Below are 22,719 nucleotides of genomic sequence, written 5' to 3'. Positions count from 1 at the left end.
GATGACGACAGAGACCGACGACAACGACACCACGGAGGCCGCCGAGCGCGCGGCAGCCGCCGACAAGGCCGCGACCCTCATCGAGTCGCTGCCCTGGCTGAAGACCTTCCACGACCGCATCATCGTGATCAAGTTCGGCGGCAACGCGATGGTGAGCGAGGACCTCCAGCGCACCTTCGCCGAGGACATCGTCTACCTGCGCTACGCGGGCCTGCGCCCGGTGGTCGTGCACGGCGGCGGACCGCAGATCTCGGCGATGCTCGACCGGCTCGGCATCGAGAGCGAGTTCCGCGGCGGCTACCGCGTGACGACGCCGGAGGCGATGGACGTCGTGCGCATGGTGCTGACCGGTCAGATCAACCGCGACATCGTGAGCAACATCAACAAGCACGGCCCGCTCGCGGCCGGGCTGTCCGGGGAGGACGCCGGGCTGTTCCAGGGCCGCAAGCGCGGAGCCGTGGTCGAGGGCGACGAGGTCGACCTCGGCCTGGTCGGCGACGTCATCGGCGTGAACCCGGAGGGCGTGCTCGCCCAGCTCGACGCCGGCCGCATCCCGGTGGTCTCCTCGATCGCGCCGGACATCGACGACCCGGGCCAGGCGCTGAACGTGAACGCCGACGCCGCGGCGGCCGCGCTCGCCGTCGCCCTCGGTGCGGCCAAGCTCGTCATCCTGACCGACGTCGCCGGTCTCTACAGCGACTGGCCGAACCGCGACTCGCTGCTGTCCAAGATCGCCGCCCCGGAGCTGCGCGAGCTGCTCCCGGCGCTGGAGTCGGGCATGATCCCCAAGATGTCGGCCTGCCTGGACGCGGTCGACGGCGGCGTCCCCAAGGCCGCGATCATCGACGGACGCGTGGCGCACTCGATCCTGCTCGAAGTGTTCACGCAGTCCGGAATCGGAACGGAGGTGGTGCCGGCATGACCGCGCAGCTCGCACACAGCACGGACGCGAACACCCGGGGGCGCTGGAAGCCCCGCTTCGGCGACGCCATGATGCGCACGCTGGCGACGCCCAAGCTCATGCTCGTCCGCGGCGAGGGCTGCCGGGTCTGGGACGTCGACGGCAACGAGTACCTCGACTTCCTCGCCGGCATCGCCGTCAACTCGCTGGGCCACGCGCATCCGGCGCTGGTGGAGGCCGTGAGCAGCCAGGTGGCGACGCTCGCGCACGTCTCCAACTACTTCTCCACGCCGCCGCAGCTGGAGCTCGCCGAGCGCCTGCGCGCGATCACCGGCGCGGGCGAGCAAGGCCGCATCCTGTTCGGCAACTCGGGCGCGGAGGCCAACGAGGCCGCGTTCAAGCTGGCGCGGCTCAACCGGGGCCCGCACGGCAGACGAACGCGCGTGCTCGCCCTCCACAACGCCTTCCACGGCCGCACGATGGGTTCGCTCGCCCTCACCGGCAAGCCGCCGATGCGCGAGGCGTTCGAGCCGCTGCCCGGCGGGGTCGAGCACATCGACTCCACCGTCCAGGCCCTGGAGGCCGCGATCGACGACCGCGTCGCCGCGCTGTTCGTGGAGCCGATCAAGGGGGAGGCGGGTGTGCTCGACCTCCCGGAGGGCTTCCTCCAGCGCGCCCGCGAGCTCACCGAGCAGCACGGCGCCCTGCTGATCATCGACGAGATCCAGACCGGGATCGGCCGGACCGGTCGCTGGTTCGCGTACCAGCACGCCGACATCCTGCCGGACGCGATCACGGTCGCGAAGGGCATCGCTGGGGGAGTGCCGATCGGCGCCCTGATCACCTTCGGCCGGGCGTCCGAGCTGTTCAGCCAGGGCCAGCACGGCTCGACCTTCGGCGGCAACCCGCTCGCGACTGCGGCCGGCAACGCGGTGATCGGCGAGATCGAGCGCGCCGACCTGGTCGGTAACGCCGCCCGGCGCGGGGAGGAGCTGCGCGCCATCCTGCGCTCCTACGACTCGCCGCTGATCGGCGACATCCGCGGCGCCGGCCTCCTGATCGGCGTCGGCCTCACCGACGGCGAGGGGCACAGGCTCTCCGACGCGGCGCTCGCCAACGGCCTCATCATCAACGCGCCGAACGAGTCGAGCATCCGCCTCGCTCCGCCGCTGATCGTGGGCGACGCCGAGCTCGCGGAGTTCCGCGAGCGGTTCGGCCGCGCACTCGCCGACGTGCACGCCTCCTGACCTTCCGACCTCCTGACCTTCCGACCTCCTGACGCAGACCCCCGGACGCAGATAAAGGACTTCCCGATGACACGTCATTTCCTCCGCGACGACGACCTGAGCCCGGCCGAGCAGGCCGAGGTGCTCGACCTGGCCGAGCGCCTGAAGGCCGACCGCTTCTCCGCCAAGCCGCTCGCCGGCCCGCAGACCGTCGCCGTCATCTTCGACAAGACCTCGACCCGCACGCGCGTCTCGTTCGCGGCCGGGATCGCGGACCTCGGCGGCAGCCCGCTGATCATCCAGAGCGGCGAGAGCCAGCTCGGCGGCAAGGAGTCGCTGGCCGACACCGCGCGCGTGCTGGAGCGGATGGTCGCCGCGATCGTCTGGCGCACGTTCGCGCAGGCCGGGCTGGAGGAGCTGGCGGAGGGCACGACCGTGCCGGTCGTCAACGCGCTGTCGGACGAGTTCCACCCCTGCCAGATCCTCGCCGACCTGCAGACGGTGCGCGAGCACAAGGGCCGCACCGAGGGGCTGACGCTCGCCTTCTTCGGCGACGGCGCCAGCAACATGTCGCACTCCTATCTGCTCGGCGGCGCGACGGCGGGCATGCACGTCCGCATCGCGGCTCCCGCGGCGTACGCGCCGGACGCCGCCGTGGTGGCCGACGCGGCCGCCATCGCCGAGCGCACCGGCGGCTCCGTCGCCGTCTTCACCGACGCGAGGGAGGCCGCGGCCGGCGCCGACGTCGTCATCACCGACACCTGGGTGTCGATGGGCAAGGAGGACGAGAAGGCCGAGCGCGTCGCCGTCTTCGGCGACTACACGGTGAACGCCGAGCTGATGGGGCTCGCGGCCGACGGCGCGGTGTTCCTGCACTGCCTGCCCGCCTACCGCGGCCTGGAGGTGACGGCCGACGTGATCGACGGGCCGCAGTCGGTGGTCTGGGACGAAGCCGAGAACCGCCTCCACGCCCAGAAGGCGCTGCTGGCCTGGCTGCTTGCGAAGAACGACGCGACGAAGAACGAGGAGGGTGCGGCATGACCGCGGACACCGCAGACGGCGTCGGCAAGACCGACGAGGGCAAGCTCTGGGGCGCGCGCTTCGCGGGCGGACCCTCGCCCGAGCTGGCCGCGCTGAGCAAGTCGACCCACTTCGACTGGGCGCTCGCCTCTTACGACATCGCGGGCTCCCGCGCCCACGCCCGCGCGCTCGCGGCGGCGGGCTATCTCGACGACGTCGAGCTCGCCGGGATGCTCGGCGCTCTCGACGTCCTGGAGGCCGACGTGGTCTCCGGGTCGTTCGCCGCCGCTGAAAGCGACGAGGACGTCCACGGCGCACTGGAGCGCGGCCTGATCGAGCGCGCAGGCGCCGACCTCGGCGGCAAGCTGCGCGCCGGCCGGAGCCGCAACGACCAGATCGCGACGCTCGTCCGCCTCTACCTGCGCGACCACGCCGGCATCATCGCCGAGCGCCTGATCGCACTCATCGACGCGATCGCGGCCCAGGCGGACGCGCATCCCGCCGCGATCATGCCCGGCCGCACCCACCTCCAGCACGCGCAGCCCGTGCTGCTCGCTCACCACCTGCTCGCGCACTGCTGGCCGCTGGTGCGCGACCTGGAGCGGCTGGCGGACTGGGACCGGCGCGCGAACGTCTCGCCCTACGGCTCCGGCGCGCTCGCCGGCTCCACCCTCGGGCTCGACCCGCTGCTGGTCGCCAGGGAGCTCGGCTTCGCCACCAGCTCGGAGAACTCGATCGACGGCACCGCCGCGCGCGACGTCGTGGCCGAGTTCGCCTTCGTCGCGGCGCAGATCGGCGTGGACGTGTCGCGGTTCGCCGAGGAGATCATCCTCTGGAACACGCGCGAGTTCGGCTTCGTGACGCTCGACGACTCCTACTCCACGGGCTCGTCGATCATGCCGCAGAAGAAGAACCCGGACATCGCCGAGCTCGCCCGGGGTAAGGCAGGGCGCCTCATCGGCAACCTGACCGGCCTGCTGACCACTCTCAAAGGCCTCCCGCTGGCGTACAACCGCGACCTCCAGGAGGACAAGGAACCGGTCTTCGACTCGGTGCAGACGCTGGAGGTCGTCCTGCCCGCGTTCGCGGGGATGGTCGCCACGCTCCGCTTCCACACCGACCGGATGGCGGAGCTCGCGCCGCAGGGCTTCTCGCTCGCGACGGATGTGGCCGAGTGGCTGGTCAAGCAGCATGTGCCGTTCCGGAACGCCCACGAGATCACCGGCAGCCTGGTGAAGTTCGCGGAGGACGACGGCCTGGAGCTGAGCGACCTGACCGACGAGCAGCTCGCGGCCGTCTCGCCGCTGCTCACGCCGGAGGTGCGCTCGGTGCTGACCGTCGACGGCTCGGTCGCGAGCCGAGACGGCGCCGGCGGGACCGCTCCCGACCGGGTGGCCGACCAGCTCGCGGCCCTGACCGAGCGCGTCCGCGCACTGACCCGCGCGCTCGTCGCGACGCGGCGGGACCTCGGCTGATGGCGCGCAAGCGGCCGGGCTGGCTCATCCCGCTGATCGTCGTCGTGGCGGTCGCGGTGATCGTGGTCGGGCTGATCGTCACCGTCGCCGCCGGCGGCCGGGTCTTCTGAGCCGAGCGGGCGTGACGCTCTACCGGCCCGGGCGCGACGTGTTCACCGCGTCGGCGCTGGAGGTCGCCCCGAAGCTGCTCGGCGCGGTGCTCCGCCACGAGACGGAGGAGGGCGTCGTCGCCATCCGCATCAGCGAGGTGGAGGCCTACGTCGGAGACGGCGTCGACCCCGGCTCGCACTCCTTCCGCGGCCGCACCAAGCGCAACGCGGTGATGTACGGCCCGTCCGGCCACCTGTACACGTACTTCACGTACGGGATGCATGTCTGCGCGAACGTGGTGTGCTCGCCCGAGGGGGAGTCGTCGGCGGTGCTGCTGCGGGCGGGGGAGGTCGTGGAGGGCGCCGACCTCGCGGCTCACCGGCGCGGCGGCCCGACCGGCCGGACCATCCCGGCGCGCGACCTGGCGCGCGGACCTGCCCGCTTCGTCGTCGCGGCGGGCATCCTGCTGTCCGAGAACGGCTCCGACGTGTTCGCGCCGCCGTTCGACCTCCTGCTGCCCGGCGAGCAGCCGGCCTACGAGACCGGCCCGCGCACGGGCGTCTCCGGCGCCGGAGGCAGCGCCACGTTCCCGTGGCGCTACTGGCTGCCCGGCGACCCCACGGTGTCCCCGTACAAGCGCCACCCCAAATCCCACGCCTGAGCGCACTCCACGCCGCCGAGGGGCACGTCGTTGTCACTTTTCGCGCTCGAAAGTGACATCTACGTGCCCCTCGGCGAGGTGGGAGAGGGTGGGAGAGGGATGTAGGCGGTCAGGCGACGGCGAAGCGGAAGAGGCCGGCGCAGACGCAGGCCCAGATCAGGCTGACGAGGGTGCCGATGATGAACCGCTCGCGCGCCTCCGGGGCCTCCAGCTCGGTGAACCGGCCGACGCCCTTGATCGCGATGATCACGCCGAGCGCCTCGGGGAAGCCCGCCATGATCGAGCCGGTGGTCGCGAAGCGCTCCAGGTAGCCGATCGTCGTCCCTCCGCGCAGCACCTCGCGCGTCTCCTCCAGCCCGCTGACCCGGTCGTGCACGACGATGCCGCCGTGGATGCCGGGCACCGACGTGCTCCGCGTCGCGAGCGCGAGGGCGAGCTGGGCCGCCGGCCCGCCGCCGACGACGCTGAGCGCGAGCGCGACGACGCCGATGAGCACCCGGAAGATCAGCGGAGCGCCGTGCTGCGGGAGCGCGACCAGGAGGAACGCGAGCCCGAGCAGGCCGACAGCGGTGTAGACCAGCGGCCGGCGCGGCGTGCGGAGCGTGGCGATCATGCAGCACACCGCGGCGATGGCGCTGATCAGCGCGAGCGCCCACAGGATGATCGGCAGGACGGCGGCGAGGAGCTGCGGCACGGGCAGGGACGTCATCCATCCTCCGGTCGGTCGGCCGACTGCTGGGCTGCGTCGGCGGTCCCCAACAGCCTAACCAGGGCCGGCTGGGCCGCGAGGTCGGCGCGCAGGCCGGCCGCGCGGGCGCGGTCGTTCGCCGACTGCGGGGTGATGCCGAGCCGCGCGCCGGCCTCCGCCTGGGTCAGCCCGGCGGCGACGAGGTCGTAGAGCTCCCAGCCGGCCTCGCTGCGGGCCGCCCGCAGCGTCAGGAGGAGGCCGACGAGCGCCTCGACGTCGGCGGCGGCCTCCGGCACGGCGACCGCCTCCGCGGCGAAGCGCAGCGGCGTGCGCTTGGCGCGGGTGACCGCGGTCCGCGCGGCGACGAACGCGTCGCCGCTGGCCTCGCGCGTGGCGCCGGGGAGGGGAGAGCGCACGTCGCCGATGCCGAGGCCGACGCTCCAGAGGTCGCCGCGCGCGAGGGTCAGGACGATGTCGAGGGCGGTGGCGGCGTCGGCGGTGAGCGCCTGGAGCTCGTCGCCGGCGTTCCGGTCGGCGGGGAGCGCGAGCCGCTCGCCGTGGCGCTCGTTCAGCGCGGTGAGCGCGGGCGCGACGATGTCGGGCCTGCTGCGGCTGCCGACCTGGTCGGCGGTGACGACGAACACGGGGACCTCCTCGGGCTGCTCTCCGGAACGGGTGAGGCGGAGCGCGAACATCAGGGCTGTGAACCTGATTCGTATCCTATCAGGTCCTGAGACCTGATTCAACCCCGATCAGGCGTGTGGACCTGATCATCGGGCGGGGCGGAAGGACCGCCGCTGCTACTCTGTGGGAGTGCCAGAAACCGCCGCAACAGCAGACCGGAGCAGCGCAGAGCAGAGGCTCGCAGCGCAGACCAACGACCCGTCGTTCGACGACGTCTGGGATGAACTGAAGTGGCGCGGACTCGTCCACGTCTCCACCGACGAGGCCGCGCTCAAGCAGCTCCTGTCCGGTGACCCGATCACGTACTACTGCGGCTTCGACCCGACCGCGCCGAGCCTCCACCTCGGCAATCTCGTGCAGCTCCTGACCATGCGCCGCCTCCAGCTCGCCGGCCACAAGCCGCTCGGCCTCGTCGGCGGCTCCACCGGCCTCATCGGCGACCCGCGGCCCACCGCCGAGCGCACGCTGAACACCAAGGAGACCGTCTCCGAGTGGGTCGGCTACCTCCAGCAGCAGGTCACGCGCTTCCTGTCGTCGGAGGGCGACAACGCCGTCCGCCTGGTCAACAACCTGGACTGGACGGCGCCGCTCTCGGCCATCGACTTCCTGCGCGAGATCGGCAAGCACTTCCGCGTCGGCACGATGCTCAAGAAGGACGCCGTCGCCGCCCGCCTCAACTCCGACGAGGGCATCTCGTACACGGAGTTCAGCTACCAGATCCTGCAGGGCATGGACTTCCTGGAGCTCTACCGGCAGTACGGCTGCGTGCTGCAGACCGGCGGCAGCGACCAGTGGGGCAACCTGACGAGCGGCACCGACCTGATCCGCAAGGTGGAGGGCGCGCACGGTCATGCCATCGGCACACCGCTCATCCTGAACAGCGACGGCACCAAGTTCGGCAAGAGCGAGGGCAACGCGATCTGGCTGGACGCGAGCTTCACCAGCCCGTACCGCATCTACCAGTTCTGGCTCAACGCCGACGACGCCGACGTGATCGACCGCCTGAAGGTATTCACCTTCCTCCACCGCGCCGAGATCGAGCGCCTGGAGCGCGCGGTCGCCGAGGAGCCCTTTCGCCGCGAGGCGCAGCGACGCCTCGCCTACGAGGTGACGGCGCTCATCCACGGCGTGGAGGCGACCGAGGCCGTCATCGCGGCGTCCGAGGCCCTCTTCGGCCAGGGCGACCTGACCGGCCAGGACCGCGGCACGCTGGAGTCGGCACTCCGCGAGCTCCCCAACACGACGACCGCGGCCTCCACCACGATCGCCCAGGCCCTGGTCGACACCGAGCTCACCAAGAGCCTCGGCGAGGCCCGCCGCGCGGTCGCCCAGGGCGGCGTGTACGTGAACAACGCGAAGGTCGAGGACGCGGAGTCGGCGGTCGGGGACCACCTGCTGCCAGGCGGGATGGTCGTGCTGCGACGCGGGAAGAAGACGCTCAGCGGCGTGTTCGTGGAGTAGCGCGGGAGCGGCGTTCGGCGATCACCCCGAGGAACTCGTCGAACCGCGTGCGCACGTAGTCCTCCAGCCGGTCAGCGATCTCCGGGTTGTAGGGCAGCCGATTCCGGCGCACGTGGAGATCCTCGAGCGTCCGGGCGAGGGCGGCCTCGTCATCGATCGCGATGAGGAGTTCGCCCGCGACGCCGACGATCTCGTCCAGCGCGGGACTCGACCGCGTCACGACGGTCCGGCCCGCGGCGAGACCCTGCCAGAGCTTGTTGGCGAGAACGCTCCTGGCCTTCGGGGAGTCCCCGAACACCCCGAGCACCACGTCGTGCCGGTGGACCGTGCGGATCAGCTCCTCGTGCGTCAGCCACGAGACGAAGTGGCAGCGCCCGGTCAGCCCGAGGGCGCCGATGGACGAATGGAGCTCCGCCATCCGCTCCGGAGCGGCCGCGATCACGAGGGTGAGCGTGATCGACGGATCGGTGCGAGCGAGCGCCTTCAGCACGAACGGGACGCCGTGCAGCGGCAGCATTCCGCCCGAGTAGAGCACGCGAAGCCCGTCGCCTGCGGGCGGCGGAGGTTCGGGGAGGACCCACTGCGGCGAGCCGACGGGAAGTGTCATCACCCGCGTGCCCGGCGCCCGGTCCCTGATCGCCTGCGCGCGCTGGTCCGTGTCGATGAGGAACACATCGGAGAGCGTCCGGGCCACCCGATCCACGACCCGGCAGCCGAGCGCGGTGATCGAGCGCGGGGAGGCCTTCGCCCAGTCCTCGATGACCGTCTCGTATTTGCCCACGAACCCGTCGACCACGAGCACGGCTCGGTTCAGACGTGCGACCACCCATGCCGCCGGGACGAACGGCAGGGAGAACTCCGGGACGATGACCACGTCGCTTCCGCGTCCGGCCGTGAGGCTGCGCCAGAGGTCCTGGAGCAGCCGCACCGGTTTCGGGCCGCCGGTCACGCGGTCCACGACGCGGACCTCGTGACCGGCGGCGAGCAGAGCCTCCCGAACGCGCTCGTTCCGCGGGTAGGCGCGATCCTCGACACGCACGTAGGTGATCTTCACTGTGATTCTTCCTTCAGGTGCGGGCCACGAGTGACCGCAGGGAGCGGAGCGCGTCGAGAGTGCCGAGTGCGGTGCGGAGGGCGACGGGGAGCAGGGGAGGGGCGACCTTCAGGAGGCTCATGGCCGCCGCCAGGGGCCGGGACCTGCCGGCGACCGCGCGGAGGTCGAGGGGACGCGCCCAGCCCGAAGCGGCGCGAACGGTCTCGCGCATGACAGGGCGGGGCACTCCCCAGCGGACCGCGGTGTTGACGGCCGCGAGGCAGAGGAATCGTGCGGTGAACGTGTCGCGGCCCGCGGCCGTCGCGAAGGATCCGAGCAGGCCGAGCACGGAGTCGTGTGCGCTCGCGAGCGCGCGGATGTCGGGCGTGCGGGAGCGGGTGATCGACCCCGGCTGGCGACGATAGACGTACACGACATCGGGAATGACGCGGATCGCCCGCGCAGCCTCCACAGCGCGTGCCACCCCCACGATGTCGCTCTGGGAGACCTGGAGGGGGAAGGGATCGACGCCGAGAACGGCCCGGCGGAACAGCTTGGACCACAGGAAGCCGTGGATCGTCCCGTCGATGATCATCCGGGCGCCCGCCTCGCGCGGGATGGTCCGGGGCTCCGCGTCGGCGACGCCGTCCACGAGGCGGCGGTCGCCCGCTCCGGGCCCCCACGCGAAGTCGGCGCGGGCGAAGACGACATCCGCTCCACCGGCGTTGGCGAGCAGGGTGGCCAGCCCTGCGCCGGACCACTCGTCGTCGTGATCGACGAACCAGATCAGCTCGCCTCGCGCCAGACGCAGCGCTTCGTTCCGTCGGGCGGCGATCCCTGCCGACTCGGCATGACGGACCAGGGTGATCGACGGAGATCCGTCGAAGGCGGCCGCGAGCGCCTCGCCGGTTCCGTCGGTCGATCCGTCGTCGATGACGACGGCGTCGACGCCGGAGCCTCCGACTGCCTCCAGCAGGCGGGTGGCCATGCTGTCGACGCCGCATCCGGCGTTCCTGACGCCGATGATGATCGTCGCGGTGGCGGACGGCGTCGGCTTCTCAGCGGAGTTGATCACAGCGGGGGTCCTTTGCATAGCCACAGAGACGCGAGGATGCACGGTATACTACACGACAAATCTGAACGGAAACGTTTCGATGGTCACGTATCTCGATTGGTCAAACTGCCCATGCATTCCCCTCCCGCACGCTCCGGACGGCCCGCAGCCGCCCGGATCCGGTTCCTGGCGGGCGTCATTCTCAGCTACCTCGCGGTGCCGATCCTCAACGCGGTGTCGCCGCTGCTCGCCCTTCCGGCGATAACGGCGTCGTTCGGAAGCACGGCATGGGCGGCCATCGCCATCGGACAGTCGCTCGGCGGCACGGCCGGCGTCATCGTCGAGCTCGGCTGGGGGCTCTCGGGAAGTCAGCGGGTCGCGCGGATGTCGCCCCGCAATCGCGCTCACGCCTACGGCGTCTCGCTCGTCGCGAAGTCGGCGGTGGGAGTGCCGGTTGTCGGGGTGGCGGCTGCGCTCTCGTGGACGCTGGCCCCCGAGGGGTTCCGAGCGGAGACCGCGACCGTCGCCGCGGCCTCCGCGATCGCCATGCTTTCAGCAGGCTGGATCTTCGTGGGCATCTTGAAGCCGAGGCTCTTCCTCTACACCGAAGTCCTCCCGCGCGCGTTCCTCATCGCCGGCTCGGCTATGGCCATCCACCTGGGTGCAGGACTGTGGACGTACGCCGTCGCTCTGCTCGCGGCCGCAGTGACGGCTCCCGTTGTCGGCGCTCTCGTGCTTCGACTGCGGTGGCGCGACCTCGTGTCGCTCGGCCCACGCAGGCTCCTGCTGGTCATCGGATACCAGCGGGCTGCGTTGAACTCGAGCGTGTTCTCCAGCGTCTACATTTCCCTCGGCACCACCGTTGCGACGTTGGGCTCGGCGAACGCCACGCTGCTGTTCGCGTCGGTGGACAGGCTTCAGCGGATGGTCCAGCAAGTGCTGCGCACCCAGAACTTCGTGTTCAAGGGATGGGTCGGCCGTGAGGTCGACCCGGGCAGACGCATTCATCAGGCGTTGCGCGCGACCCGGATCGGCGTCGCAGTCGGAGTGGTCTCCGGCGTCCTGTTCGCGACAGGCGCTCCGTTGATCGCCGAGGCGGTCTTCTCCGGAACCGTCCGCGTGCCACCCCTCGCCGCCGTTCTCGCGGGAACGAGCATCGCGTTCATCTGCACGACGATGTGCACCGGTTTCGTCCTCCTCGTCGCTCTCGGGCGCGTCGCCGCGGTGGCGACGTCGGCGGCGGTCGGTGCGGCCCTCGGACTCCCTGGCATCTTCTTCGGTGCGATGTTCTTCGGGGGCACAGGCGCTCTCGCCGGGCAGCTCGTCGCCGAGACAGCTGTGCTCGTCGTCCAGCTCATCGCCGTGCGTCGACGATTCCGCGAGCTGCGCGCGTCGGGGCGCTGGCCGCTCGCGGCGGCCCCGGCGACGACGGACGAGGGGCCTGCGACTCCCGGCCTCCTCACCGGCCGCGAAGCCGATCCGGTGTAGCGTAATCGCATGCCGGAGAACACCGCCGGCGTCGCGTCGGACGATGGCGACGCCCTCGTCGAACGCCTCGAACTGATCGAGGGTCAGCCCCTCGCGGAGCGCGCGGAGGCGTACGCGCACCTGCACGAATCGCTGCAGGCCCGGCTGGAAGGCAGCGATCGGCGTGGCGGGAACTGAGCGTCTCGACGTCGCCCTGGTCACCCGTGGTCTCGCCTCGTCGCGCACGCGCGCCGCGTCGCTGATCGCCGACGGCCTGGTGACCGTCGACGGCAGGCCGGTGGTGCGTGCGTCCGCCAAGGTGGGCGACGGGCAGGAGCTCGTCGTCGCCGGCGCCGACCACTACGTGAGCCGGGGCGCCCACAAGCTGATCGCGGCGCTCGACGCCTTCGGGGTCCCCGTCGCCGGGCGGGTCGCCCTCGACGCCGGCGCCTCCACGGGCGGGTTCAGCCAGGTGCTGCTGGAGCGCGGAGCGCGGCTCGTGGTCGCGGTGGACGTCGGCCACGGGCAGCTCGATCCGCGCCTCGCCGGGGCGGAGCGGCTGCGGTCGTTCGAGGGCGTGAACGTGCGCTCCCTCGACGCGGCGTCGTTCGCCGCGCTCGTGGGCGACGAGGTCGAGCCTCAGGTCATCGTCGCCGATCTGTCGTTCATCTCGCTTACCCACGTCCTCCCGGCGCTGCGGTCGGTCGCGGCCGACGACGCCGACTTCGTTCTGCTGATCAAGCCGCAGTTCGAGGTGGGCAGGCAGGGCGTGCGCGAGGGGATCGTCACCGACCCCGGGCTGCGCCTGGATGCCGTCGAGCGCGTGCTCTGGGCCGCGCACGATGCGGGTCTCGGCACGGCCGGCCTGATCGCCTCCCCGATCGCCGGCACCCACGGCAACCACGAGTTCCTCGCCTGGTTCCGCGCCGACGCGCCGGATCCGTCGGCGTCGCGCGAAGTTCTCCTCCACCTCTCGCCGTGAGTGAACGTTCTCCACAATCTCCCCGTCTCCAGCACATCCCCGGCCGAAAACCGACAGAATGGTGGGACGGCCCGGAACCGGGCGGACGCAGAGGGAGGCGACGTGGCGGCATCGGGTGACGCGCAGCGATACATTCTGGTCGTCGCGCACACCGGCCGTCAGGACTCCCTCGACGCCGGCGTGCAGGTGTGCAGGCAGCTCATCACCGCTGGCGTGGTGCCGGTGCTCAGCGAGGACGAGCGGCGCGACCTGCTCGCGGCAGAGCCCGGCCTCGACGCTGTCGCCGTGCTCGGCGACGAGGTGCAGGCGAGCGACCTGGAGCTGGTGATCGTGCTCGGCGGCGACGGCACCATCCTGCGCGCGGCCGAGCTCGTGCGCGGCTGCACGGCTCCGCTGCTCGGCGTCAACCTCGGGCACGTGGGCTTCCTCGCCGAGAGCGAGCGCGACGACCTCGAGATCGCCGTCGCGCGCGGGCTCGCGAAGGACTACGAGGTGGAGGAGCGCATGACGCTCTCCGCCCGCGTCAAGGTCGGCAAGGAGGTCGTCTACGAGAGCTGGGCGCTCAACGAGGCGACCGTCGAGAAGGCCAGCAGGGAGCGGATGCTCGAGGTCGTCATCGAGGTCGACGGGCGGCCGATGTCGAGCTTCGGCTGCGACGGTGTCGTGATGTCCACGCCCACCGGGTCCACCGCCTACTCGTTCTCGGCCGGCGGACCGGTGGTCTGGCCCGGCGTCGCCGCGCTGCTGCTCGTGCCGCTCAGCGCGCACGCCCTGTTCTCGCGGCCCCTCGTGGTCGACGCCGACTCGTCGCTCGCCATCGAGCTGCTCGACCGCGCGGGCGGGGAGGGCATCCTCTGGTGCGACGGCCGCCGTCAGTTCGACCTGCCGCGCGGCTCGCGCGTCGTCGTGCGGCGCTCGCCCATCCCGGTGCGGCTGGCGCGCCTGCACCCCGGGCCGTTCACCGACCGGCTCGTGCACAAGTTCGACCTCCCGGTGACGGGATGGCGGGGGCCGGCCGGACGTGACTGAGCGCTCGACCACCCGCGCCGCTGCGGGACGTACCAAGACACCGGCGCCACGCGGCGGCATCGACGAGATCTCCATCCGCGACCTCGGCGTCATCGCGGAGGCCGCGCTGCCGCTCGGGCCGGGATTCACCGCGATCACGGGCGAGACCGGCGCGGGCAAGACGATGGTCGTCTCGGCTCTCGGCCTCCTGCTGGGCGAGCGCGCCGACACCGGCGCCGTCCGGCTCGGCAGCGCCCAGGCCTGGGTCGAGGGCCGCTGGCGCGTCGAGGAGCCGGGGGAGGTCGTGGAGCGCGTCCGCGACGCCGGCGGCGACGTCGACCCGCTCGGCGACGGCGCGGCGGAGCTCGTGCTGAGCCGCTCGGTGTCGGCGGAGGGCCGGTCGCGCGCCGTGGTCGGCGGACGGAGCGCGCCGGTGAGCGTGCTGACCGAGCTCGGGGAGCAGCTCGTCGTCGTGCACGGCCAGTCCGACCAGCTCCGGCTGCGGTCGGCCGTGGCCCAGCGCGAGGCGCTCGACCGCTTCGCCGGGTCCGACCTCGCGAGCGCGCTCGACGGCTACGTGCAGGTGTTCCACCGCTGGCGCGACAACGCGAGCGAGCTGGACGAGCTGCTCGCCGACCGGGACCGGCGCGCGCGGGAGGCCGACGACCTCCGGGTCGCGATGGCCGAGATCGAGGCCGTGGCGCCGCAGCCGGGCGAGGACGCCGAGCTCGGCGAGCGCGCAGAACGGCTGACCAACCTCGAGGAGCTGCGGCTCGCCGCCTCCGGCGCCCGCGAGCTGCTCTCGGCCGAGGAGTCCGACGAGCCCGACGTGGTCGGCCTCCTGGAGGCCGCGCGCCGCCAGGTCGAGCGCGTCGCGCCGCACGACGCCGAGCTCGCCCCGACCGTGGAGGCCGTCGCCAACCTCAGCTACCTGGCCTCCGACATCGCCGCCCAGCTCTCCACCTACCTCGCCACGCTCGACACCGACGGCTCCCGCGAGCTGGAGGCCGTCCAGGAGCGCCGGGCGGAGCTGTCCACGCTCGTCCGCAAGTACGGGCCGAGTTTGGACGATGTGATCAACACCCTGGAGACCGGGAGCCTGCGGCTGCTGGAGCTCGACGGCGACGCTGACCGCATCCAGGAGCTCTCGGACGAGGTGGCGGCCGACAAGGCGCTCGTGATGGAGCTCGCCGCCGGCCTGAGCGAACGTCGCAGGGTCGCCGCCGAGCGGCTCGCCACCGCGGTCTCCGACGAGCTGTCCGCCCTCGCCATGCCGGACGCCCGTGTGGTCGTGGAGGTCACCCAGCGCGACGAGGCCGACCCGCAGAGCTACACGGCCAGCGGCCGCGACCAGGTCGCGATCCTGCTGCGCCCGCACCCGGGCGCCGAGCCGCGGCCGCTCGGCAAGGGCGCGTCCGGCGGCGAGCTCTCGCGCGTCATGCTCGCCATCGAGGTCGTGATCGCCGCGACCGATCCGGTGCCGACCTTCATCTTCGACGAGGTGGACGCCGGCGTCGGCGGCGCCTCGGCCATCGAGATCGGCCGCAGGCTCGCGCGACTCGCCGAGAGCGCGCAGGTGATCGTCGTGACCCACCTCGCCCAGGTGGCGGCGTTCGCGAACAACCACCTCACGGTCGTCAAGGGCAACGACGGGGCGGTCACGGCCTCCAGCGTCCGCCGGCTCGACGGGGAGGAGCGGATCGCGGAGATGGCGCGGCTGCTGTCCGGCCTGCCCGACTCCGAGAGCGGGCTCACGCACGCGCGCGAGCTCGTGGACATGGCGGCGTCCGCACGCTGACCCGCGACACGCGCGGGACTCCCCGCAGCAGGTGATAAGCTGCAAGCCCGTGGTGGATAATTCAGACGCGGCTCAGACCAACAGCAAAAACGGCACTACCAAGCACATCTTCGTGACAGGTGGTGTCGTTTCTTCGTTGGGGAAGGGCCTCACGGCCGCCTCCCTCGGAAACCTCCTGACGGCCCGCGGTCTCCGCGTGGTCATGCAGAAGCTAGACCCCTACCTCAACGTGGACCCTGGGACGATGAACCCGTTCCAGCACGGCGAGGTCTTCGTGACGGACGACGGCGCGGAGACCGACCTCGACATCGGTCACTACGAGCGTTTCCTCGACATCAACCTCTCCCAGTCGGCGAACGTCACCACCGGGCAGATCTACTCCAACGTGATCGCCAAGGAGCGCCGCGGCGAGTACCTGGGCGACACCGTCCAGGTCATCCCGCACATCACCGACGAGATCAAGCGCCGGATGCGCCTCCAGGCGCAGCCGGGACCGGACGGCGAGCCCGCGCCGGACGTCATCATCACCGAGATCGGCGGCACGGTCGGCGACATCGAGTCGCAGCCGTTCATCGAGTCCGCCCGCCAGGTGCGGCACGAGCTCGGCCGCAAGAACTGCTTCTTCGTGCACGTCTCGCTCGTGCCGTTCATGAACGCCTCCGGCGAGCAGAAGACCAAGCCCACCCAGCACTCCGTCGCGGCGCTGCGCTCCATCGGCATCCAGCCGGACGCGCTCGTGCTGCGCAGCGACCGGCCGGTGTCCGAGTCGAACAAGCGCAAGATCGCGCTGATGTGCGACGTGGACGAGCAGGCCGTGGTCAATGCGGTCGACGTGCCCAGCATCTACGACATCCCGACCATGCTGCACGAGCAGGGCCTGGACGCCTACATCATCGACCAGCTCGGCCTGGACAAGGCCGCCGACGTCGACTGGCACGGCTGGGCGCGCCTCCTGGAGGCCGTGCACGACCCCAAGCACGAGGTCACGATCGGCCTGGTCGGCAAGTACATCGACCTCCCCGACGCCTACCTGTCGGTCACCGAGGCGCTGCGCGCGGGCGGCTTCGCCCACCGCACCAAGGTGAAGCTGAAGTGGATCCCGTCCGACGAGTGCCAGACGCCGGAGGGCGCCGCCGCGCAGCTCGGCGACGTCGACGGGATCTGCGTGCCCGGCGGGTTCGGCGTGCGTGGCATCGAGGGCAAGGTGGGCGCGCTGAAGTTCGCCCGCGAGAACGGCATCCCGGCGCTCGGCCTGTGCCTGGGCCTTCAGTGCATGGTCATCGAGTACGCGCGCCACGAGGCGGGCCTCGCCGGCGCGTCGTCGTCGGAGTTCGACCCGGAGACCGAGTTCCCGGTGATCGCCACGATGGCCGAGCAGGTCGAGATCATCGCGGGCGGCGACCTGGGCGGCACCATGCGCCTCGGCCTGTACCCCGCGGTCCTCGCCGAGGGCTCGCTCGCGGCCGACCTGTACGGCGCTCCGGAGGCCAGCGAGCGTCACCGCCACCGCTACGAGGTCAACAACAACTACCGCGAGCAGATCGCCGACGCCGGCCTCTGGTTCTCCGGCACGTCGCCGGACGGCCACCTGGTCGAGTACGTGGAGCTGCCGCGCGACGTGCACCCGTTCTACATCGGCACCCAGGCCCACCCGGAGCTGCGGTCGCGCCCGAACAACGCGCACCCGCTGTTCGCCGGGCTCGTCGGCGCCGCGCTCGACCGGCAGAAGGCCAGCCTCCTGTTCGAGGTCGCCGCTGACGACGAGGTCGGCGACGAGGTCGGCGCCGCGGTCGAGGGCGCGGTCGAAGTCGGCGCGGACGCCTGATGGCGGACGGCGGCGCGTTCCGCGACGAGCCGTTCCGTCCGCAGATCGTGTCGTCGGAGGTCCCCTTCGACGGCAAGATCTGGGACGTACGGCGCGACACCTTCCGCTACAACGGCGAGGAGATCACCCGCGAGTACGTCGACCACACGGGCGCCGTCGCGGTGCTCGCGCTGGACGACCAGGACCGCGTGCTGCTGATCAAGCAGTACCGGCATCCCGTGCGCTACCGCGACTGGGAGGTCCCGGCCGGGCTCCTCGACATCCACGGTGAGGACCCGCTGATCGCGGCGCAGCGCGAGCTGGCCGAGGAGGCCGACCTCGAGGCCGATCGCTGGAACGTGCTGACCGACGTCTTCACGAGTCCCGGCGGCAACGACGAGGCCATCCGCGTCTACCTGGCGCGCGGGGTGCGGGCCACCGCCGAGGCGTTCGAGCGCGAGGCGGAGGAGGCCGACATCGAGGTGGCGTGGGTGCCGCTGGAGGACGCGGTGGATGCGGTGCTCGAGCGGCGCGTCCACAACTCGATCATGATCATCGCGGTGCTCGCCGCGCGGGTCGCCCGCGAGAAGGGCTGGGCGAGCCTCGGCGCCGCCGACGCGCCGTGGCCGAGCCACCCGAAGCTGTCCGGCGAGGCCGAGCTGAGCGAGCAGAGCGCCGCGGGATGACCGTCGCGGCGGACGCGGACGCCTTCCTGAGGCACGTCGCCATCGAGCGCGGCCTCTCGGCGAACACCGTCGCCGCGTACCGGCGCGACCTCACGGTCTACACGGTCTGGCTGGACGGCGAGGGCGTCGGCGACATCCGCGAGGTCCAGTCGGTGACCGTCTCGACCTACCTCGCCCACCTGGGCTCGCGGGAGGAGTCGCCGCTGACCGCGACCTCCCTCGCCCGGATGCTGTCGACCGTGCGCGGCTTCCACCGGTTCCTGCTGGAGGAGGGCCGCGTGGAGGTCGACGCGGCCCGCGACATCCGGCCGCCCAAGCTGCCGAGCACCCTCCCGAAGGCGATCACCGTCGACCAGGTCGCCGCCCTGCTGGCGGCCACCGACGGCGACGAGCTGGACCACCTCCGCGACAAGGCGCTGCTGGAGCTGATGTACGCGACCGGCGCGCGCGTCAGCGAGGCGGTCGGCCTCAACGTGGACGACGTGATCGACACCGACGTGGTGCGCCTCACCGGCAAGGGCGCCAAGCAGCGGATCGTGCCGCTCGGCAGCTTCGCGCAGACCGCGGTCGCCGCCTACCTGGTGCGGGCGCGCCCTGTGCTGTCCGCGCGGGGGAGGGCGACGCCGGCGCTGTTCCTCGGGATGCGCGGCGCGCGGCTGTCGCGGCAGAACGTCTGGCTGATCATCCGGGCCGCCGCCGAGCGCGCCCAGCTCGGCGTCGAGGTCTCGCCGCACACCCTCCGGCACTCATTTGCCACCCACCTGCTGGCGGGCGGCGCGGACGTGCGCGTGGTGCAGGAACTGCTCGGCCACTCGTCGGTGGCGACGACGCAGATCTACACGCTGGTGACGGCGGACGCGCTGCGGGATGTGTACGTGACGGCTCACCCGCGGGCGCGGTGACGCCCCCGCGGCGCCTTCCGGTACAGCCAGACCAGCACCTTCCCGCCCTCGCCCGTCACGCGCGACGGCCGGAAGCCGAGCTTGTCGAGGATGCGGAAGGACGGCGCGTTCCAGCTCCCCACCACCGCCCACAGCACAGGGAACCCCGCGTCGAAGGCCGCGTCGGCGACCGCCGCAGCCGCCTCGGTCGCGTAGCCGCCGCCGACGTGGCGGCGGAGCAGCTCGTACGCGAGCTCGGGCTGCGCGGCGCTCGCCCGTCTAGCGACCAGACCGCAGTAGCCGATCGCCTCGCCGGATTCGGCGAGTTCGACCGCGTACAGCCCGAAGCCGGCGTCCTCGGCGGCGCTGCGCTGCGCGTCCAGCCGGTCGCGCTCCTCCTCGACGGTGCGGGCCTCCTGGGAGGGGTCCTCCGCGATCAGCGCGAGGTTCCATTCCGCGTCGCGCCCGTCGCGGAGACGGAGGCGCAGGCGCTCCGTGGAGAGCTCGGCTGGCATCGTCGGCATCCGCACAGCGTACGCCCCGGACCCGCGCCGTGACCCGCCGCCGTCACGGCCCGCGGAGCGGGGAGCGCGCGGATAGGATGGAGCCCGTGAACAGGCCGTGAACGGCCGACGATCGAGAGGGACGAGGATCAGCCAGGTGACGCGCAACGACGAGGTCAGGACGGAGCTTCCCGGCATGGACACCGCATCCATCGCCGCACCGCTCGGACCCACCGGACGCCCGCTGCGCACATTCCCCGTACCCGCCGAGCTCGCCCAGCACGGGCCCGCCAAGGTCGTGGCGCTGTGCAACCAGAAGGGCGGGGTCGGCAAGACCACGACCTCCATCAACCTGGGCGCGACGCTGGCCGAGTACGGCCGCAAGGTGCTCGCGATCGACTTCGACCCGCAGGGTGCGCTCTCGGCCGGGCTCGGTGCGCAGACCCACGACGTGACGACGATCTACGACCTGCTGCTGAACCGCAACGCGGACGTGCGGGAGGCCATCCAGTCCACCGGCGTCGCGGGGCTGGACATCATCCCCGCGAACATCGACCTCTCGGCCGCCGAAGTGCACCTGGTCAACGAGGTGGCGCGCGAGCAGATCCTCGCCGGCGTGCTGCGCAAGGTGTCGGCGGACTACGACGTCATCCTCATCGACTGCCAGCCGTCGCTCGGCATCCTCACCGTCAACGCGCTGACCGCGAGCCACGGCGTGCTCATCCCGCTGGAGTGCGAGTACTTCGCCCTGCGCGGCGTCGCCCTGCTGATCGAGACCATCGACAAGGTGCGCGAGCGGCTGAACCCGGCGATCGAGCTCGACGGCATCCTCGCGACCATGTACGACTCCCGCACGCTGCACTCGCGCGAGGTGCTGGAGCGGGTCGTCGACGCGTTCGGCGACCGGGTGCTCGAGACGGTGATCTCGCGCACGGTGAAGTTCCCGGACGCCTCCGTCGCGGCGACGCCGATCACGCAGTTCGCGCCCGAGCACCAGGCGGCGGAGGCCTACCGCCAGCTCGCGAGGGAACTGATCTTCCGTGGCGCCGTCGCCTGAGGACGCCTCGAGTGCAGTGACGCCGAAGGGCACGTCGTTGTCACTTCCGGGCGCCGAAAGTGACAACAACGTGCCCCTCGGCGGGCAGGACGGTGGGTTTCGGGTTGCGGTCGGCCAGTTCGAGGGGCCGTTCGACCTCCTGCTGTCCCTCATCTCCAAGCACGAGCTGGACATCACCGAGATCTCGCTGAGCCGGGTCACGGACGAGTTCATCGCCTACCTGCGCCGCCTCGACGCCGACGAGAGCCTGGACGAGGCGAGCGAGTTCCTGCTCGTCGCGGCGACCCTGCTCGACCTCAAGATCGCCGGCCTCCTGCCGCAAGGCGAGCTGGTCGACGCGGAGGACGTCGCGCTGCTGGAGGCGCGCGACCTGCTGTTCGCGCGCCTACTGCAGTACCGCGCGTTCAAGGAGGCGTCGACGTGGTTCGCCGCGCACCTGGACGCCGAGAGCTCCCGGCACGCGCGCACGGTGCGGCTGGAGGATAAGTACCGCCAGCGCACGCCCGAGCTGGTCTGGACGCTGACCGCCGAGGACTTCGCGGCGCTCGCCACGCTGGCGATGACGCCGCGCGAGATCCCGGTCGTCGGACTCGACCACCTGCACGCGCCGCTGGTCAGCATCCGCGAGCAGGCCGCCGTCGTTGTCGGGATGCTGCGGGCCGGGGAGCCGCTGTCGTTCCGGCAGCTCGTGGCCGGCGCGGAGCAGAAGGGCGTCGTGATCGCGCGGTTCCTGGCCGTGCTCGAACTGTACCGGCACGCGGCCATCGCGTTCGAGCAGCTCGAGCCGCTGGGCGAGCTGACGCTCCGCTGGACGGCGGAGCACTGGTCGGAGGAGAACCTGTCGAACTTGGGAGCGGACTATGACGGTTGACGGAACCGAGCTGGAGACGGAGCTGGCCCCGGTCGAGGACGCGCAGATCGAGCGCGCGCTGGAGGCCATCCTCATGGTCGCCGACGAGCCGATGAGCCTGGTGACACTGGCCACCGCCGTGGGAGCGCCGGTCAAGCGCGTCCGTGCCGCGGTCGACGCACTGGTGGCCGACTTCGACGGCGAGAGCGGACCCGACGGCGCACCTGGCGTGCGCCGCGGCTTCGAGCTGCGGGAGGTCGGCGGCGGCTGGCGCGTCTACGTGCGGCCGGATTTCGACGCCGTCGTGTCCGGCTACGTCCTCCAGCAGAACCCGACCCGGCTGTCGCAGGCGGCGCTGGAGACGCTCGCAGTGATCGCCTACAAGCAGCCGATCAGCCGCGGCGCCATCGCCTCCATCCGAGCCGTCAACGTGGACTCGGTCGTGCGCACGCTCGCGGGTCGCGGCCTGATCACCGAGCTCTTCACGGACAGCGAGACCGGCGCGATCAACTACGGCACCACCGACCTGCTGCTCACCCAGCTCGGCATCAACTCCATCGAGGAGCTGCCGAAGATCTCGCCGCTGCTGGCCGATGGCGCGGAAGGGTTCGACGATGTCCGCTGAAGCTGCGCAGGGTGAGCGCCTGCAGAAAGTCATGGCCGCAGCAGGAGTGGCCTCCCGCCGGGTGTCGGAGGACCTGATCGTCGCCGGCCGGGTCACCGTGAACGGCCAGGTGGTCACCGAACTCGGCCGCCGCGTCGACCCGGAGACCGACCGCGTCGCCGTCGACGGCACCGCCGTCCAGCTCGACACGTCGCGGCGCTACGTGATGCTCAACAAGCCGGTCGGCGTGGTGAGCTCGATGCGCGACGAGCAGGGCCGCCCCGACCTGTCGCGGTTCACGGCGGACTACCCGGAGCGGCTGTTCAACGTCGGCCGGCTGGACGCGGAGACCTCCGGCCTCCTCATCCTCACCAACGACGGCGAGCTCGCGCACGTGCTCGCGCATCCCAGCTTCGGCGTGACCAAGACCTACATCGCCCGCGTGCGCGGAACGGTCATGCCGCAGACGATCGCACGGCTGACCAAGGGCGTCGAGCTGGAGGACGGCCCGATCGCCGCCGACAAGGCGCGCCTGCTGCAGTCGCGGTCGGGTGGCGGCGACAGCCTCGTGGAGATCACCCTCCACTCGGGCCGCAACCGCATCGTCCGCCGGATGATGGCGGAGGTCGGCCACCCCGTGATCGAGCTGGTGCGCCGCCAGTTCGGGCCGCTGCACCTCGGCACGCTGAAGATCGGCGCGATGCGCGACCTGACCAAGGAGGAGCTGGGCGCGCTGCTGACGATCTCGCGGCAGTAGCCCGGTTTCCGCCCCGGCTAAGGTTGTTC

The 22,719-nt window shown here is 71.7% G+C and carries 23 protein-coding genes; 18 read left to right on the top strand and 5 right to left on the bottom strand.

Going from position 1 to position 22,719, the window contains the following annotated elements; genetic code table 11:
• The first annotated feature begins 1 nt into the window (after position 1).
• The 5 genes from argB (at position 2) to ACFQ9V_RS13530 (ending at position 5,373) form a co-directional block, all read left to right on the top strand.
• The gene (argB, locus tag ACFQ9V_RS13550) at positions 2 to 922 is read left to right on the top strand and encodes an acetylglutamate kinase (protein WP_382459657.1); all 921 of its coding nucleotides are present in this window, start codon (positions 2 to 4) and stop codon (positions 920 to 922) included.
• A complete protein-coding gene (locus ACFQ9V_RS13545; RefSeq protein ID WP_382459656.1) occupies positions 919 to 2,148 on the top strand; it encodes an acetylornithine transaminase in 1,230 nt (409 codons plus the stop codon). Before argB ends, ACFQ9V_RS13545 begins: the two co-directional genes overlap by 4 nt.
• Positions 2,149 to 2,214: 66 nt before the next feature.
• Positions 2,215 to 3,168 carry an ornithine carbamoyltransferase gene (argF, locus tag ACFQ9V_RS13540; protein WP_382459655.1) on the top strand — a complete coding sequence of 318 codons (954 nt, stop codon included), beginning with the start codon at positions 2,215 to 2,217 and terminating at the stop codon, positions 3,166 to 3,168.
• The gene (argH, locus tag ACFQ9V_RS13535; RefSeq protein ID WP_382459654.1) at positions 3,165 to 4,622 is read left to right on the top strand and encodes an argininosuccinate lyase; all 1,458 of its coding nucleotides are present in this window, start codon (positions 3,165 to 3,167) and stop codon (positions 4,620 to 4,622) included. Before argF ends, argH begins: the two co-directional genes overlap by 4 nt.
• Before the next feature lie 121 nt (positions 4,623 to 4,743).
• Positions 4,744 to 5,373 carry a DNA-3-methyladenine glycosylase gene (locus ACFQ9V_RS13530; RefSeq protein ID WP_382459653.1) on the top strand — a complete coding sequence of 210 codons (630 nt, stop codon included), beginning with the start codon at positions 4,744 to 4,746 and terminating at the stop codon, positions 5,371 to 5,373.
• A gap of 109 nt (positions 5,374 to 5,482) precedes the next feature.
• Here the strand turns inward: ACFQ9V_RS13530 and ACFQ9V_RS13525 are convergent, their stop codons facing one another.
• Together ACFQ9V_RS13525 and ACFQ9V_RS13520 are read right to left on the bottom strand one after the other, a co-directional pair.
• Positions 5,483 to 6,082: a hypothetical protein gene (locus ACFQ9V_RS13525; protein ID WP_382459652.1), complete on the bottom strand. Its 600-nt coding sequence runs from the start codon at positions 6,080 to 6,082 to the stop codon at positions 5,483 to 5,485.
• Positions 6,079 to 6,756, bottom strand: a complete 678-nt coding sequence (locus ACFQ9V_RS13520) for a DNA-binding protein (protein WP_382459651.1) — start codon at positions 6,754 to 6,756, stop codon at positions 6,079 to 6,081. Before ACFQ9V_RS13520 ends, ACFQ9V_RS13525 begins: the two co-directional genes overlap by 4 nt.
• Positions 6,757 to 6,874: 118 nt before the next feature.
• On the opposite strand from ACFQ9V_RS13520, the gene tyrS reads away from it, so the two are divergent.
• A complete protein-coding gene (tyrS, locus tag ACFQ9V_RS13515) occupies positions 6,875 to 8,206 on the top strand; it encodes a tyrosine--tRNA ligase (protein ID WP_382459650.1) in 1,332 nt (443 codons plus the stop codon).
• Here the strand turns inward: tyrS and ACFQ9V_RS13510 are convergent.
• Both ACFQ9V_RS13510 and ACFQ9V_RS13505 read right to left on the bottom strand, forming a co-directional pair.
• On the bottom strand, positions 8,184 to 9,260 hold the full coding sequence (locus tag ACFQ9V_RS13510) for a glycosyltransferase (protein ID WP_382459649.1): 1,077 nt from the start codon (positions 9,258 to 9,260) through the stop codon (positions 8,184 to 8,186). The genes tyrS and ACFQ9V_RS13510 overlap by 23 nt on opposite strands.
• A 13-nt stretch (positions 9,261 to 9,273) precedes the next feature.
• Positions 9,274 to 10,314, bottom strand: a complete 1,041-nt coding sequence (locus ACFQ9V_RS13505) for a glycosyltransferase family 2 protein (RefSeq protein ID WP_382459648.1) — start codon at positions 10,312 to 10,314, stop codon at positions 9,274 to 9,276.
• Between the two features lie 111 nt (positions 10,315 to 10,425).
• On the opposite strand from ACFQ9V_RS13505, the gene ACFQ9V_RS13500 reads away from it, so the two are divergent.
• The 8 genes from ACFQ9V_RS13500 (at position 10,426) to xerD (ending at position 18,940) form a co-directional block, all read left to right on the top strand.
• Positions 10,426 to 11,781: a hypothetical protein gene (locus tag ACFQ9V_RS13500; protein WP_382459647.1), complete on the top strand. Its 1,356-nt coding sequence runs from the start codon at positions 10,426 to 10,428 to the stop codon at positions 11,779 to 11,781.
• Between the two features lie 9 nt (positions 11,782 to 11,790).
• Positions 11,791 to 11,958 carry a hypothetical protein gene (locus ACFQ9V_RS13495; protein WP_370056687.1) on the top strand — a complete coding sequence of 56 codons (168 nt, stop codon included), beginning with the start codon at positions 11,791 to 11,793 and terminating at the stop codon, positions 11,956 to 11,958.
• Positions 11,945 to 12,742 (top strand): TlyA family RNA methyltransferase, encoded by a 798-nt coding sequence (locus ACFQ9V_RS13490; RefSeq protein WP_382459646.1) that lies wholly within the window; start codon positions 11,945 to 11,947, stop codon positions 12,740 to 12,742. Before ACFQ9V_RS13495 ends, ACFQ9V_RS13490 begins: the two co-directional genes overlap by 14 nt.
• A gap of 102 nt (positions 12,743 to 12,844) precedes the next feature.
• Entirely contained in the window at positions 12,845 to 13,771 is a 927-nt protein-coding gene (locus ACFQ9V_RS13485; protein ID WP_382459645.1) for an NAD kinase, read from the top strand.
• 58 nt (positions 13,772 to 13,829) lie between these two features.
• Complete coding sequence (gene recN, locus ACFQ9V_RS13480) at positions 13,830 to 15,548, top strand: DNA repair protein RecN (protein WP_382459669.1); 1,719 nt, start codon at positions 13,830 to 13,832, stop codon at positions 15,546 to 15,548.
• Positions 15,549 to 15,600: 52 nt separating this feature from the next.
• Positions 15,601 to 17,373, top strand: coding sequence for a CTP synthase (locus tag ACFQ9V_RS13475; protein WP_382459668.1), 1,773 nt, complete (start codon positions 15,601 to 15,603; stop codon positions 17,371 to 17,373).
• Positions 17,373 to 18,038 (top strand): NUDIX domain-containing protein, encoded by a 666-nt coding sequence (locus ACFQ9V_RS13470; protein WP_382459644.1) that lies wholly within the window; start codon positions 17,373 to 17,375, stop codon positions 18,036 to 18,038. Before ACFQ9V_RS13475 ends, ACFQ9V_RS13470 begins: the two co-directional genes overlap by 1 nt.
• Entirely contained in the window at positions 18,035 to 18,940 is a 906-nt protein-coding gene (xerD, locus tag ACFQ9V_RS13465) for a site-specific tyrosine recombinase XerD (RefSeq protein ID WP_382459643.1), read from the top strand. Before ACFQ9V_RS13470 ends, xerD begins: the two co-directional genes overlap by 4 nt.
• On the opposite strand, the gene ACFQ9V_RS13460 is transcribed toward xerD, so the two are convergent.
• Positions 18,922 to 19,443 (bottom strand): GNAT family N-acetyltransferase, encoded by a 522-nt coding sequence (locus tag ACFQ9V_RS13460; RefSeq protein WP_382459642.1) that lies wholly within the window; start codon positions 19,441 to 19,443, stop codon positions 18,922 to 18,924. The genes xerD and ACFQ9V_RS13460 overlap by 19 nt on opposite strands.
• Positions 19,444 to 19,579: 136 nt before the next feature.
• On the opposite strand from ACFQ9V_RS13460, the gene ACFQ9V_RS13455 reads away from it, so the two are divergent.
• The 4 genes from ACFQ9V_RS13455 to ACFQ9V_RS13440 are packed head-to-tail and all read left to right on the top strand — an operon-like array spanning position 19,580 to position 22,690.
• Positions 19,580 to 20,479, top strand: coding sequence for a ParA family protein (locus ACFQ9V_RS13455; RefSeq protein WP_382459641.1), 900 nt, complete (start codon positions 19,580 to 19,582; stop codon positions 20,477 to 20,479).
• Between the two features lie 37 nt (positions 20,480 to 20,516).
• Entirely contained in the window at positions 20,517 to 21,350 is an 834-nt protein-coding gene (locus ACFQ9V_RS13450) for a segregation and condensation protein A (RefSeq protein ID WP_382459667.1), read from the top strand.
• Complete coding sequence (locus tag ACFQ9V_RS13445; protein ID WP_382459640.1) at positions 21,340 to 21,954, top strand: SMC-Scp complex subunit ScpB; 615 nt, start codon at positions 21,340 to 21,342, stop codon at positions 21,952 to 21,954. The genes ACFQ9V_RS13450 and ACFQ9V_RS13445 overlap by 11 nt, the downstream gene beginning before the upstream one ends.
• On the top strand, positions 21,944 to 22,690 hold the full coding sequence (locus ACFQ9V_RS13440; RefSeq protein WP_382459639.1) for a pseudouridine synthase: 747 nt from the start codon (positions 21,944 to 21,946) through the stop codon (positions 22,688 to 22,690). The genes ACFQ9V_RS13445 and ACFQ9V_RS13440 overlap by 11 nt, the downstream gene beginning before the upstream one ends.
• Positions 22,691 to 22,719: the final 29 nt, after the last annotated feature.

Origin of the sequence: Leifsonia sp. NPDC056665 (genome assembly GCF_042791795.1) — a bacterium.
GTDB lineage: Bacteria > Actinomycetota > Actinomycetes > Actinomycetales > Microbacteriaceae > Leifsonia.
Note: the sequence above shows the minus strand (reverse complement) of the source record. Positions and strands in the feature narration are given on the sequence as shown.